The 12,826-nt window shown below is 69.8% G+C and carries 12 protein-coding genes; 4 read left to right on the top strand and 8 right to left on the bottom strand.

Features of this window, described 5'->3' with window-relative positions:
• Positions 1–6: 6 nt before the first annotated feature.
• From SSP29_RS33225 to SSP29_RS33215, 3 genes are all read right to left on the bottom strand, one after another.
• Positions 7–1,011, bottom strand: coding sequence for an ABC transporter substrate-binding protein (locus tag SSP29_RS33225; protein WP_089104578.1), 1,005 nt, complete (start codon positions 1,009–1,011; stop codon positions 7–9).
• A gap of 80 nt (positions 1,012–1,091) precedes the next feature.
• Positions 1,092–2,126 (bottom strand): ABC transporter permease, encoded by a 1,035-nt coding sequence (locus SSP29_RS33220; RefSeq protein ID WP_150135385.1) that lies wholly within the window; start codon positions 2,124–2,126, stop codon positions 1,092–1,094.
• Positions 2,123–2,917 carry an ATP-binding cassette domain-containing protein gene (locus SSP29_RS33215; RefSeq protein ID WP_089104577.1) on the bottom strand — a complete coding sequence of 265 codons (795 nt, stop codon included), beginning with the start codon at positions 2,915–2,917 and terminating at the stop codon, positions 2,123–2,125. Before SSP29_RS33215 ends, SSP29_RS33220 begins: the two co-directional genes overlap by 4 nt.
• Before the next feature lie 201 nt (positions 2,918–3,118).
• Between SSP29_RS33215 and SSP29_RS33210 the strand changes: the two genes are divergently transcribed.
• Positions 3,119–4,129, top strand: a complete 1,011-nt coding sequence (locus SSP29_RS33210; RefSeq protein ID WP_150135384.1) for a LacI family DNA-binding transcriptional regulator — start codon at positions 3,119–3,121, stop codon at positions 4,127–4,129.
• Between the two features lie 191 nt (positions 4,130–4,320).
• On the opposite strand, the gene SSP29_RS33205 is transcribed toward SSP29_RS33210, so the two are convergent.
• The 5 genes from SSP29_RS33205 to SSP29_RS33185 form a co-directional block, all read right to left on the bottom strand.
• Complete coding sequence (locus SSP29_RS33205; protein ID WP_089104576.1) at positions 4,321–6,096, bottom strand: DEAD/DEAH box helicase; 1,776 nt, start codon at positions 6,094–6,096, stop codon at positions 4,321–4,323.
• Positions 6,097–6,184: 88 nt separating this feature from the next.
• The gene (locus tag SSP29_RS56875; protein WP_023544341.1) at positions 6,185–6,388 is read right to left on the bottom strand and encodes a cold-shock protein; all 204 of its coding nucleotides are present in this window, start codon (positions 6,386–6,388) and stop codon (positions 6,185–6,187) included.
• 140 nt (positions 6,389–6,528) lie between these two features.
• The gene (locus SSP29_RS33195; RefSeq protein WP_089104575.1) at positions 6,529–7,848 is read right to left on the bottom strand and encodes an acyltransferase family protein; all 1,320 of its coding nucleotides are present in this window, start codon (positions 7,846–7,848) and stop codon (positions 6,529–6,531) included.
• A gap of 297 nt (positions 7,849–8,145) precedes the next feature.
• Complete coding sequence (locus SSP29_RS33190) at positions 8,146–8,568, bottom strand: hypothetical protein (RefSeq protein ID WP_089104574.1); 423 nt, start codon at positions 8,566–8,568, stop codon at positions 8,146–8,148.
• Between the two features lie 228 nt (positions 8,569–8,796).
• Positions 8,797–9,960, bottom strand: a complete 1,164-nt coding sequence (locus tag SSP29_RS33185; protein ID WP_089104573.1) for an NAD-dependent formate dehydrogenase — start codon at positions 9,958–9,960, stop codon at positions 8,797–8,799.
• A gap of 288 nt (positions 9,961–10,248) precedes the next feature.
• On the opposite strand from SSP29_RS33185, the gene SSP29_RS61350 reads away from it, so the two are divergent.
• The 3 genes from SSP29_RS61350 (at position 10,249) to fmdA (ending at position 12,622) form a co-directional block, all read left to right on the top strand.
• Positions 10,249–10,521 (top strand): FmdB family zinc ribbon protein, encoded by a 273-nt coding sequence (locus SSP29_RS61350; protein ID WP_089104572.1) that lies wholly within the window; start codon positions 10,249–10,251, stop codon positions 10,519–10,521.
• A gap of 187 nt (positions 10,522–10,708) precedes the next feature.
• On the top strand, positions 10,709–11,347 hold the full coding sequence (locus SSP29_RS33175) for an AmiS/UreI family transporter (protein ID WP_089104571.1): 639 nt from the start codon (positions 10,709–10,711) through the stop codon (positions 11,345–11,347).
• Positions 11,348–11,371: 24 nt separating this feature from the next.
• Positions 11,372–12,622, top strand: a complete 1,251-nt coding sequence (gene fmdA, locus SSP29_RS33170; RefSeq protein WP_089104570.1) for a formamidase — start codon at positions 11,372–11,374, stop codon at positions 12,620–12,622.
• Positions 12,623–12,826 lie beyond the last annotated feature (204 nt).

Raw genomic sequence — 12,826 nt, 5'->3', positions numbered from 1 at the left:
CTGCGTTCAGCACTGCGACTGGTAGAAGTACTTGGTGACCGACGGGTCGTTCATGTTGTCCTTGGTGATCGCCACCATGTTGGTGCCGATCGACTTGCTGACCGACTTGCCCTCGAAGGCGTTGGCGAGCTGGTCCACCGCCTGCCGGCCGATCGCCGCCGGGTCCTGGGCGACCAGCACCTGGAGGGTGCCCGACTTCAGCGAGGCGATCTCGTCCGGCTCGGCGTCGAACGCCGCCACCTTCACCGCACCCTCCTTGCCGGCCTGCTTCAGCCCGGTGGCGATGCCCTGACCGGTGTTGGTGTTGCCCGCGAACACCCCGCCGAGGTCCGGGTGGGCGGCGAGTGTCGACTGGATCTGGGAGGCCGCGGTGGCCGGCAGGTCGTTGTCGTAGAGCGTGGGCAGCACCTTGATGTTCGGGTACTTCGCCATCTCCTCGGTGAAGCCCTTGATCCGCGCGTCGGTCGTCGACACGCCGGGCTTGACGCTGATGACGATGACCGAGCCCTTCTCGTTCATCAGCTTGGCCAGCGCGTCGGCGGCGACCCGGCCACCCTTCTCGTTGTCCGACGAGATACGGGTGATGCCGATCGAGGTGTCGGTCACCGTCGTGTCCACCAGCGCCACCTTGGTGCCGGCCGACTGGATCTGCTTGAGCGAGGGCGTCAGCGCGCTGGTGTCGACCGGCGAGATCAGCAGCCCGTCGGGCCGGGACGCAGCCGTCGAGTCGAGCAGCGGCCGCTGCACGGACACGTCCCACTGCGCGGAACCGTCGGCCGTGAAGTCCATCCCCTTGGCCTTGGCCTCCTCCTGCGCGGCACAGGTCATGGTGATGTAGAAGGGGTCGCTCTTCACCCCGGTGATCAGCCGGACCTTCTTGCCCTTGGCGCTGCCCGAACCCCCCGAGCCGCCACCGTCGTCCGACGAACCGCACGCCGAGGCCCCCGCGCCGAGGGCCAGAACCGTGCCCACCGCGACCAGCAACCGGCGCCTGCTGCGAATGCTCCTCATCACGGAGTCCTCCCTAGTCACGAGCGATTCAGTAGTCACGGGCGATCCCGTCACGAGCCGTCCCGTCACGAGCCGTCCGGTCATGCGCGTTCCCTGGTCTTCCTGCGCAGCTGGTCGATGTAGACGGCCACGACCAGCACCACGCCCACCGCCACGTCCTGCCAGTACTGCTGGACGCCGATCACGATCAGCCCGGTGGTCAGCACCGCCGGGATGAACACACCGATCACCGTGCCCAGCACCGAACCCCGCCCGCCGAACAGGCTGGTACCGCCGAGAACCACCGCGGTGATCACCTTGAGGTTGTCGGTGGAGTGCCCGGCGATCGACGTCGTGCCGTACGAGGACAGCCACATCACCGCGCCGAGCCCGGCCAGCAGCCCCATCAGGCCGTAGACCTTGACCAGTTGCCGGCCCACCGGAATACCCGCCCGCCGTACGGCAGTGGGGTTCGAACCGATCGCGAGGGTGTGCTCGCCGAACCGGGTACCGGCCAGCACCGCGCCGAAGACCGCGGTCACCACGGCCGCCAGGATCACCATCCAGGGGATACCGAGCACCTTGCCGAAACCGAGGCTGTTCTGCAGATGCGTGGAGGCCGCCCCGGCCGGGTCCTGGCCGCCGGTGGCGAGTTCGGCGATGCCCAGCGCCGCGCCGAGCCCGCCCAGCGTCACGATCAGCGGCGGCACCTTGCCGGTCGCCACCACTGCACCCTGCAACGCGCCCCACGCCGTGCCCACCGCCAGCGCGATGACGACACAGAACGCCACCGTGCCCCAGCCCGAAGTCGCCCCGCCGTGATGGATGTTGTACTCACCCGCCGCCACCGCGGCCAGCACCAGCACCGAGCCGATCGACAGATCGATGCCCGCCGTGATGATCACGAAGGTCATGCCGACGCCGAGCACCAGGTAGATGGCCGCGTTCACGGCGATCTGGGTGATGTCGTACGTGGTGAAGAACTTGCCCGGCGCCGCGATGGTGAAGAACAGGACCAGCGCCACCAGGATGACAAAGGTCCACAGTTCGTTGAGGGTTGCCGCACGGCGCACCCAGTCCGGCACCGCGGCCCGGCCGCCCACGGCCGCCGGGGCCTTCTCGCTCTGCGCCGTCATCGTGCGCCCTCCGCTTCCCCGGTGCCGTTCGGCCCGTCCAGCGAGCCGGTCATGGCCCCGACCAGCTCCTCGATCGTCGTGTCGGCGGCGGTGTACGACGCGACGCGCCGGCCCAGCCGCAGCACCTCCACCCGGTCCGCGACCGACAGCACCTCGGGCATGTTGTGGCTGATCAGCACCACGCAGATGCCCCGGTCGGCGACCCTGCGGACGGTCTCCAGGACCCGGGCGCGCTGGACGACGCCCAGCGCGGCGGTCGGCTCGTCCATGAAGATGACCTTGTGGGCGAAGGCGACGGCACGGGCCACCGCGACGGACTGCCGCTGCCCGCCGGACAACGTTGTCACAGCGGCCGTCACGTCCTTGAGCTGAACGCCGAGTTCGGCGAAGGCCCGGACCGCCTCCCGGCGCATCGCGGGCCGGTCGAGGACGCCGAGGCGACCGAGCAGGCCCCCGCGCACGATCTCCCGGCCGAGGTAGAGGTTGGCCGCCGCGTCGAGGTCGGGCGCGAGCGACAGGTCCTGGTACACCGTCTCCACGCCGCGCCGCTGCGCGTCCATCGGACCGGAGAACCGCACCGGCGCACCGTCCAGGCGGACTTCACCGGAGTCGGGGGCGAGCACGCCCGACAGGACGTTCACCAGAGTGGACTTGCCGGCGCCGTTGTCACCGATGAGGGCGACGACCTCGCCGGGGTATGCCGTGAAATCGGCGCCCGAGAGCGCCTGGACGTGGCCGAAACGTTTGACCACTCCATGTGCGGTGAGCAGTGGTTCCCTTGCAGAGGCCATGTTGTGCCTTCTGGTTGGTATCGTTAACAGCTTGGCTGATTCTTGGGGCCCTCACAGCGGGGTGTCAAGGGTGGTGCAGCCGGTCGCCGAGGGCCCTGGTCGCGCCCTCATCTCCCGTTGTTCGCAGGGCCGTTGATACGCGTGCGAGTTGGTAACGTTAACGAGTCGACGCTCAAACGTGACGCAGCTGGAGGACGTGGCGTGGCAGCCACCCGGCCGACCATGAAGGACGTTGCCGCGGAAGCGGGCGTGAGCACGATGACGGTGTCCCGGGTCGTCAACGGCGATTCGGCCGTCGCCCCGGGGACCGCCGCGCGGGTGGAGGCCGCGGTCCGCAAGCTCGGCTACCAACGCGACGACGTGGCACGCCAGTTGCGCCGCACCCATGAACTGAGCCAGATCATCGGCCTGTTGGTCGACGACGTGACCGATCCCTTCATGGCCGCGGTCGCCTCCGCCGCCGAGGACGTCGCCCGGCAGCGCGGCAGCATCATGCTCATCGGGTCCAGCCGCGCCGACCTGCGCCGCGAACGCGAGGTGATCGCCGCGTTCACCGCCCGCCGCGTCGACGGCCTGATCCTCACCCCGGCCGCCGGCAGCCACCGCTTCCTGCGCCCCGCCCAGGCGCAGGGCACGAAAATCGTCTGCGTGGACCGGGCGGCCCCCGGCCTGGACGTGGACGCCGTGGTGGTCGACAACTTCGGGGCGGTGCGGGAGGCGGTGGCCCACGTGGTGGCACACGGGCACCGCAGGATCGGCTACATCGGCGACACGCCGAGGATCTGGACGTTCGGCGAACGGCGGCGGGGCTATCTGGCGGCGCTGGAGTCCGCGGGCATCGCCGCCGACCCGGCGCTGGTCAGGGACGGTGTGCGCACCGGGCCGGAGGCGGCCGCGGCCGTCACCGGGATGCTGGCACTGCACGACCCCCCGACGGCGCTTCTCGCCGGCAACGAACTGCTCGCCTTCGGCGCCCTGACCGCGGCCCCCGGCGACCTCGCCTTCGTCGCCTTCGACGACTTCGCGCTCGCCGCCCGGCTGACGCCGCCCGTCACGGTGATCGCCCAGGACCCGGTGGCCCTCGCGACCAGCGCGGCACACCTGCTCTTCGCCCGGATCCACGGGGACGTCTCACCGCCGCGCACGGTGGTCATGCCGACGCGGCTGATCCGGCGCGGGTCGGGGGAGATCCCGGGGCCGTTCGCCGCGTAGCGGCGCGTGGCGCCGGGTGGGGCCGGGTGGGGCCGGATTCCGGGTGCGGGCCGGTGGGGGCTGGTCGCGCAGTTCCCCGCGCCCCTGACGGGGCGCGCATCGCGCCCTGAAGGGGCGCGGGGAACTGCGCGACCAGCCACGACGGCGCCGCGGTCGGCAGGCGGCGTGTCGCGGCACTTCCAGCGGAGCGCTCAGGTGGCCGTGGGGCGGCGGCCTCCTCGGCGGCCGGAGCTGGTGGCGCTGCCGGCGGCCCCGCCGGACGGCGTGCGCCGACGGGAGCCCCAGTCATCCTTGCCGGACGCGGTGCCGGCGGTCGTACCGGACGCGGCTCGGCGGTCGGAACCACGGCCGGACGCGGTGCCGGTGGTCGTACCGGAGGCGGTCCGGCGGCCGGAGTCACGGCCGCTCGGCGCGCCCGTGGCCCCGGCGGTTCCCTTGCGGAGGGCGGAGCCGCGCCCGCCGGTCGCGGACGTGCCCTCGGCCGCTGCCGCCCCGGTGGCGGCCCTGCGGCCCGAACCCCGGCCACCCGTCCCGGTGGCAGCGCCTGTCGCCGCTCCGGAGCCGCCGCCGCCCCGGCGTCGCCGGCCGGACCGCCCGCCGCCTTCGGCACCGGCCTTCCGGTCCGGGCGGGACGCCTTCGACGGGGCCGGCTGGGGCTGGGCCACCTCGATGACGACGGGCTCACCGGAGGGCTCGCGGGCCCCGGTGATGGTGGCCAGCTCCGCGTCGCTCGACGTGATGCGGGCCGATCGGGGGCGGATGCCCGCGTCCGACATGAGCCGGGTGATGTCCCGCTTCTGCTCGGGCAGGACCAGCGTGACCACGCTGCCGGAGCCGCCGGCACGGGCCGTGCGGCCGCCCCGGTGGAGGTAGTCCTTGTGGTCGGTGGGGGGATCGACGTTCACGACGAGGTCGAGGTCGTCGATGTGTATGCCCCGGGCCGCGACGTTCGTCGCCACGAGGGCGGTGACCTGGCCGTTCTTGAACTGCTCCAGGGTGCGGTTGCGCTGCGGCTGGGAGCGGCCGCCGTGCAGTGCCGCCGCGCGCACACCGACGGCCAGGAGCCGCTTGGCGAGCCGGTCGGCGGACCTCTTGGTGTCGAGGAAGAGGATGACCCGGCCGTCACGGGCCGCGATGCGCGTGGTGACGGCCTTCTTGTCGGTCTCGTCCTGGACGTGCAGCACGTGGTGCTCCATGGTGGTGACCGCCCCTGCGGACGGGTCCACGGAGTGCACCACGGGATCGGTCAGAAACCGCTGCACCAGGCGGTCGATGTTGCCGTCGAGGGTGGCCGAGAAGAGCAGGTGCTGTCCGTCGGGCCGTACCTGCTGCAGCAGCTTGGTGATCTGCGGCAGGAAGCCCATGTCGGTCATCTGGTCGGCCTCGTCCAGCACCGTGATGCGCACGTCGCCGAGTACGCAGTCCCCGCGTTCCACCAGGTCGTTGAGTCTGCCGGGACTCGCCACGACCACCTCGGCGCCGCGCCGGAGGGTGGCGGCCTGCTTGGTGATCGACAGCCCGCCGACCACGGTGGCCAGCCGGAGGTTCACCGCCGTCGCGTAGGGGGTCAGCGCGTCCGTCACCTGCTGGGCGAGTTCCCGGGTGGGCACCAGCACGAGAGCGAGGGGCGCTCTGGGCGCCGCGCGCAGTCCGGCCGTGCGGGCCAGGAGCGCCAGCCCGAACGCGAGGGTCTTGCCGGAGCCGGTGCGTCCCCGTCCCAGCAGGTCACGGCCTGCCAGCGAGTTGGGCAGCGTGGCGGCCTGGATCGGGAACGGGGTGGTCACACCCTGCGCGGTCAGGGTCTTCAGCAGCGCCGCGGGCATGTCCAGAGCGGCGAAGTCCTCGACGGCGGGAAGTGCGGGTGTCGTGCTCTCCGGCACCCGGAACTCACGCGGTGACGACGCGGACGACGGGGACTGCCGGGGCGGCGAGGTTCGCCGGTTCGGCTTCTGGGGCCTGCGGGGCATGCGGTGCTCTGCCTTCCTGGGAACAGCACAAACCGGGGTCCGCACCTTGACGGTACGGACCCCGGTGAGTGGAATACGCGTCCGGCGATCAGGCGGGGACGATGTTCTCCGCCTGCGGGCCCTTCTGGCCCTGCGTGACGTCGAAGGAGACCCGCTGGCCCTCCTGGAGCTCACGGAAGCCCTGGGTCGCGATGTTCGAGTAGTGGGCGAAGACGTCCGGGCCGCCGCCGTCCTGCTGGATGAAGCCGAAACCCTTTTCGGCGTTGAACCACTTCACGGTTCCCTGTGCCATGACCTTCTCCTTCTGTAGGCAGAGGCCCCATCCGGAGATGCCGGTAAAACAACTAATGCACCTGCAGGAGAGACATTTCCCGTCAGGTGCACATAGGTTCATGGGTACCACAACTGCAACATGACAAGGCTAGCACAGCCTCACACCCGGTCCGCGGTCCGAGTGGCCTCGGGCTGTCCGAGCCGGCCTGCCGCCGACCACCGCGGAAGCATCACTAGCGCCGTACCCAGCAGCACGCCCGCCGCGGGCAGCACGGGGAGCCGGCCGTCCGGCGCGAAGCCCTGCACGGCCAGGCGGCCCAGAGCGGCGACGTTCATGGCCAGCCCGAGCCACAGCGGCCAGGCACGGCGCAGGCCGGCGTCCGGCACGGTCCGCGCGTACAGCACACCCAGCCCGCGTTCCAGCGGCCTCAGCGCGGACACGACGCAGACCAGCACCGCGCCCAGCACCAGCAGCCACGGCACGCGCAGCCCCCACCACGCCACGGACCCGAGCGTCGGCTCGGGCGCGAGGCCGGTCAGGTAGAACGCGGCGGCGACGGCCAGCACCGGCAGCATGTGCCACAGATACAGAGTCATGCTGGCCGCGCCCACGGGGCGAACCACGCGCCACAGCCGCTCGCGGTCCAGCAGCCGCCGCAGCGGCGGCGCGGCGAGGAGGCTCAGGCCGACCTGCGCGACCACCCACGCCAGCATCGCGGCCGACGGCGGATCGGTGTTGCTGGGGCTCTGCCCGGTCACCAGGATCAGACTGACCGGGAACGGCCCGAGGGCCACCAGCGCGGCGAACGCCAGCCCGCCGCCCGCCGCCATCGCGAGCGGCACGAGCCGACGGCCGGTCAGCAGACCGTCCCGCCAGCAGAACCCCAACTGGTAGGCGACACCCCACACGAGCACGTAGTCGAGCAGCCCCACATAGGGAGCGTGCACCGTCACCACGAGCGCGTCGGCCGCCACGGCGACCGTCCCCATCGCGAGCGGGACGCGCGGCCCCCAGCGCCGGTGCGCCGCGTACAGCGCCGGCGTCAGGGCGCTGAGCAGCAGATACACCGGAAGGAACCAGAACTGCATCGCCATCGCCCAGCCCACCAGCGCCAGCGTGTCCGGGTCCACACCGGCCGCCGAACAGACACCGACGGCGAGAAACACCGCACCGCTGTAGACGGCCACCGGAAGAAGCAGCCGCAGCGCCCGCCGCCCCAGCCATCCCGCGGGCGTACCCCCGGCCGCTCGGGCGCGGGACCAGGAACCGCCCGCGGCATGGCCCCCGGCCAGGAAGAACAGCGGCATGATCTGGAACGCGAGGGTCAGCCACTGGGTCCAGGGAACGACCGCCAGCAGCTCCGGGGCGGTGATCTGTCCGCCGGGCTCCCGGACCAGGGCGGTGATCAGCCAGTGGCCGAGCACCACCAGCACGATCGCCCACGCGCGCAGGAAGTCGACGTAGCGGTCTCTGCTCATGGCCGTCATGCTCCCGCAGCCCCGGGGCCGTCGTGGCGGGAAGGCCGTGCCGCAACCATTCCGTGCCCGGTACGACATCGCGCGCAGGCCACGGCGGCCGAGCGCGAGAGCACGCACCGGCGGCACACCGCCGGCGGCGCCCCCCGTCCCGGGCCACACGGGAGCGTCGCCGGCGTCGGCATTCCGGCGAACGACGGTCGATCCGGATCACCGCGAGATCACCGCGGGTGGAATGCGTGACCGTACGTGGTCAGATGGTGTTTCGATCCGGCTCGGCCACGGGAGCCCAGGGGCTCGTCAGAGCTTCCCGCCGATCTCGCAGGCCCGGCAGGGCGGTCGGCCGCACGTGCACTGCATGATGGCGTCGAGGACCTCGCGGTCGTGGTAGAGGCACTCGTCCTTGCAGGTGTGGCGCGGGATGAATCCTGCGGGGATCTCGCCGGGCCACGGCTCGTGGCCGTCCCGGCAGCGGATGAACCGCTCGGGGTCGGCGGAGTGCAGTGCGTGCATGCTCGACCGCGCCTCGTCCTCCAGCTCACGCACTCGCTCCACCAGAGCCCTGAGTTCGGCGGCGATGCCGGAGTACCGGTCGGCGCCGGTCCTTACGTGCGCGGCCCGCAGCGCCATCGCTGCATTGCCCAAAAACCTGCCGGCATCCTGAAGGTCGGTCACGTGGTGCATCTGAATGCCGGTTACGCCCCGGACCCATACTGCGTCCATGCTCACTGATCCATCTTCCCGGCGTTCGCCTGGTTTTCTTACGAGAGATTACGCGCGGCGCCGGTATCTCTACACAATGAAAACAATCTATTCACGGACGCTAAAGGTCCCGCCCGTGCCCGTCCAGTAAATCGTGGGTGAATCGGCTCACAGCCGGGGTGGTGGATCTTCTATTTAAACTGCAGCTGATTTCTTGTCCGTCGGGCGCCACCCACCCGCCCGTGTCGGTCATCCGGCGACCGTGTAGGAGCTCGCTCCCGTCCCGGCGAGCCTTCCGCCTTCGACGATCAGGTACTCCGGGCGGATGGGGCGACCGTCGAGCCAGCACTCCAGGATCTCCCGCGCACCGGCCGCGTAGCGTGCCTGCGCCGAGAGGGTCGACCCGGACACGTGCGGCGTCATGGCCTCGTGGGGCATGGTGCGCCAGGGGTGGTCGGGCGGTGGCGGCTGCGGGTACCAGACGTCGCCGGCGTAACCGGCCAGTTGGCCGCTGTCGAGGGCCCGCACGACGGCGTCCCGGTTGACGATGAGCGCCCGTGCGGTGTTGACGATGTACGAACCGCTCTTCATGGCCCCGATCAGCTCGTCGTCGAAGAGGTTCTGCGTCTGTGGATGCAGCGGAGTGTGGATCGAGAGCACATCGACGGCGGAGGCCAGTGAACGGGCGTCGGGATGCCAGGTCAGCTCCAGTTCCTCCTCGACCTCCTTGGGCAGCCGGTGCACGTCGCAGTAGTGCAGCGTGACGTCGAACGGCTTGAGGCGGCGCAGTACCGCCTTGCCGATTCGGCCGGAGCCGAGGACGCCGACGTCCATGCCCTCAAGGTCGTAGGCGCGCGAGACGCTGTCGGCGATGTTCCAGCCCTTCTTGGCGGTCACCCACTCATGAGCCGGTATGTAGTTGTGCACCAGGGTGAGAATCTGCATCACAGCGTGTTCCGACACGCTGATGCTGTTGCTGAACGTCACCTCGGCCACGGTCATGCCGTGGGCGATGGCGCTCGGCAGGTCGACGTGGTCCGACCCGATCCCCGCAGTGATCGCGAGCCTGAGCCGGGGAGCGGCGGCGATGCGTTCGGGGGTCAGATAGGCGGGCCAGAACGGCTGCGAGACGACCACGTCGGCGTCGGGTAGCTCGCGGTCCAGGGCGGAGTCCGCCCCTTCCTTGTCGCTCGTGACGACGAGGGTGTGACCCCGGTCCTCAAGGAACCGGCGCAGTCCCAGTTCTCCTGAGACGCAGCCGAGGAGGTGTCCCGGGGTGAAATCGATGGCCTGCGGGGTCGGCGCGGTCTGACCGCCCGGATAGCCGCTGATGGTGGGAATCTCGTCGCGGGCGTAGTCGGGGGGATAACCGCCCACGGGGTCCGGATAGAGCACCGCAAGGATTTTTGCCATGGCCGTCCTCCATCGGTGGGGCCACTGCTCCGGTGAACGGGTAGGGCACCGGCAAGCCGGTCGAACACCGATGATCTTGAATTTTAGTCGAGTGGGCGTCGGCGCTGCAATCCCCATGCCGGCGGGCGCGCCCGCTGATTTCGAGTCATGGGGAATGTCTGCGTCCCGTCGTCCGGTACTTGACATCGGGATTTACGAGACGTCTCCTTGAAGGTAGGAATTGCGCTGTGGTGTGCGCATCGCACGCACCCGGGCGTGCCGGCGTCCACCGGCATCCGGAGGCTGCTGATGGCAACCTACGAATATCTCTGCAGCCGATGCGGGTCTTTCGATGTGAAGCTGGCGATCGGGACGGCGCCCGCGGCCTATTGCTGCCCTGTTTGCGCAGGCGCTGCGAGACGTGTGTACTCCTCGCCCGGCCTCACGCTGACCTCGCACGCGGTCGCCGCCCTCCGTCTCCAGGAGGAGCAGGCGCGTGAAGCCCCGGCAGTGGTCTCCCCATTGCCGCCACGCAGAAGGGTGCCGCCGCACCCCGCATTCTCGCGGCTGCCGCGTCCCTGAGGGCGGTGGTGGACAAGGCGGAACGTCTCATGCGGGTTTCGGCATCGGAACACGACGTCGTTCCCGCAGCGGTGTGCGGAAAGCGGGATCACGCAACGCGGGCCGGGAGCCGGGTCCTCGGCAGGTCATCAGCGGCTCTGACGCAACGCGATTCCACTCCCCACGCGGACTTAGGAGGTGCGTCCCCGTGGGAAACGTGGGACTGCTCTTCGTCGGTGCGGTGCTGTTCATGAACGGATTGCTGCTGCTCGGGAAGGTCGATGCCCGATCAGGAGCGGTGTTCAACATTTTCGTCGGTGCGCTGCAGGTGCTGACGCCGACTTACCTCATCTTCACCGCCAACGATGACCCCATGAAGATCCTGGCGGCATCCGGCATCTACCTCTTCGGCTTCACCTACCTCTATGTGGGTATCGGCCTGCTCGCCGGTCTCGACAGCACCGGCGTCGGCTACTACTCGCTGTTCGTGGCAGTTGTCGCCCTGGGGTACTCGTACGCCAATTTCCGGCTCCTCAAGGATTATCCCTTCGGGGTCATCTGGCTCTACTGGGCCTACCTGTGGTTCCTGTTCTTCCTGCTGCTCGGTCTCAAGAAGGACGACCTCAAGATCTATACCGGTTGGGTCACGGCGATCGAAGGCTGGGTCACCGGTGTGATTCCCGCCGGACTGCTGCTCTCCGGCTACTGGAAGCACCCCACCGAGATCGCCATCGCACTGGCGGTCTTCGGCGTCGTGGTGTTCGCGGGGCTGTGGCCGCGCACCCATAGAACGCCCCGACCGACCTCAGCCGCCCCGCGGGTAGGAGGCGCCGGCGCACCAACGTGACCGGATCAGAAACGAGGAGTTCTCATGCCTGAAATTCTCTTCAGCGTGGACCAGAGCAAGTCGATGCGTGACCAGGATGTTCCCGGACACAACAGGTGGCACCCGGACGTCCCCACCGTCGCCATGGTGAAGCCGGGCGCGGAGTTCCGCATGGAGTGCCGCGACTGGACCGACTGCCAGGTCGGCAACAACGACACCGCCAACGACGTACGCGACATCGACCTGACCATCCCTCACATGCTCAGCGGCCCGATAGGCGTGGAGGGCGCCGAACCCGGCGACCTGCTCGTCGTCGACATCCTCGACCTCGGCCCCGTGCCGCAGCAGACCGGGGGCGCGGCAGGACAGGGCTGGGGCTACACCGGCATCTTCGCCAAGGCCAACGGCGGCGGCTTCCTGACCGACTACTTCCCGGACGCCTACAAAGCGATATGGGATTTCCACGGACAGCAGGCCGTCTCCCGTCACCTTCCCGGGATCCGCTTCACCGGAATCACCCACCCCGGGCTGTTCGGAACCGCCCCGTCCGCGGAGATGCTCGCCCGCTGGAACGCCCGCGAGCAGGCGCTGATCGACACGGACCCCAACCGGGTCCCGCCGCTCGCCGTACCCCCGGACACCACCAACGCACTGGCGGGCACGGCCACCGGAGACCTCGCCAAGCGCATCGCCGCGGAAGGCGCCCGCACGGTGCCGGCCCGCGAGAACGGAGGCAACCAGGACATCAAGAACTTCACGCGTGGTTCGCGGGTCTTCTTCCCCGTGCACGTCAAGGACGCCAAACTCTCCGGAGGCGACCTGCACTTCAGCCAGGGCGACGGAGAGATCACCTTCTGCGGCGCCATCGAGATGGGCGGCTTCATCGACTTCCACGTCGACCTGATCAAGGGCGGCATGGAGACGTACGGCATCTCCACCAACCCGGTGTTCATTCCGGGCAACGTCGAGCCGAGGTACACGGAGTTCCTCACCTTCATCGGGGTCTCCGTCGACCACGACACGGACACGAACTACTACCTGGACGCGACGCTGGCCTACCGCCGGGCCTGCCTCAACGCCGTCGAGTACTTCAAGAGGTTCGGTTACAGCGGAGAGCAGGCCTACCTGCTGCTCGGCTCCTCCCCCATAGAGGGACGTATCAGCGGCATCGTCGACATCCCCAACGCCTGCTGCTCCTTGTACGTACCCACCGCCATGTTCGACTTCGAGGTCCGTCCCAGCGCCGCCGGGCCGATGAAGGCCGACCGAGGCCAGTGCGCGCTGGCCACCGCCTGACCTGACCCCGGCTGCGGTCCCGGCCGACGGCGGGCCGCGGCCGGGTCAGTCGCTGGCGCAGTGCCCCGGGGCGGGGCTACGGTTTCCTCGTTCCCGGGGCACGGTCGTGTTCCGTTCCCGAGGGAACAGCATCGGTTCGTTGAGGGAGCAGGAGGTGAGGACATTGATGACTGTCACGGTGAAGGGCGCTGCCCGCATTCAGGA

Source organism: Streptomyces hyaluromycini, from assembly GCF_002217755.1.
Lineage (GTDB): Bacteria > Actinomycetota > Actinomycetes > Streptomycetales > Streptomycetaceae > Streptomyces > Streptomyces hyaluromycini.
Note: the sequence above shows the minus strand (reverse complement) of the source record. Positions and strands in the feature narration are given on the sequence as shown.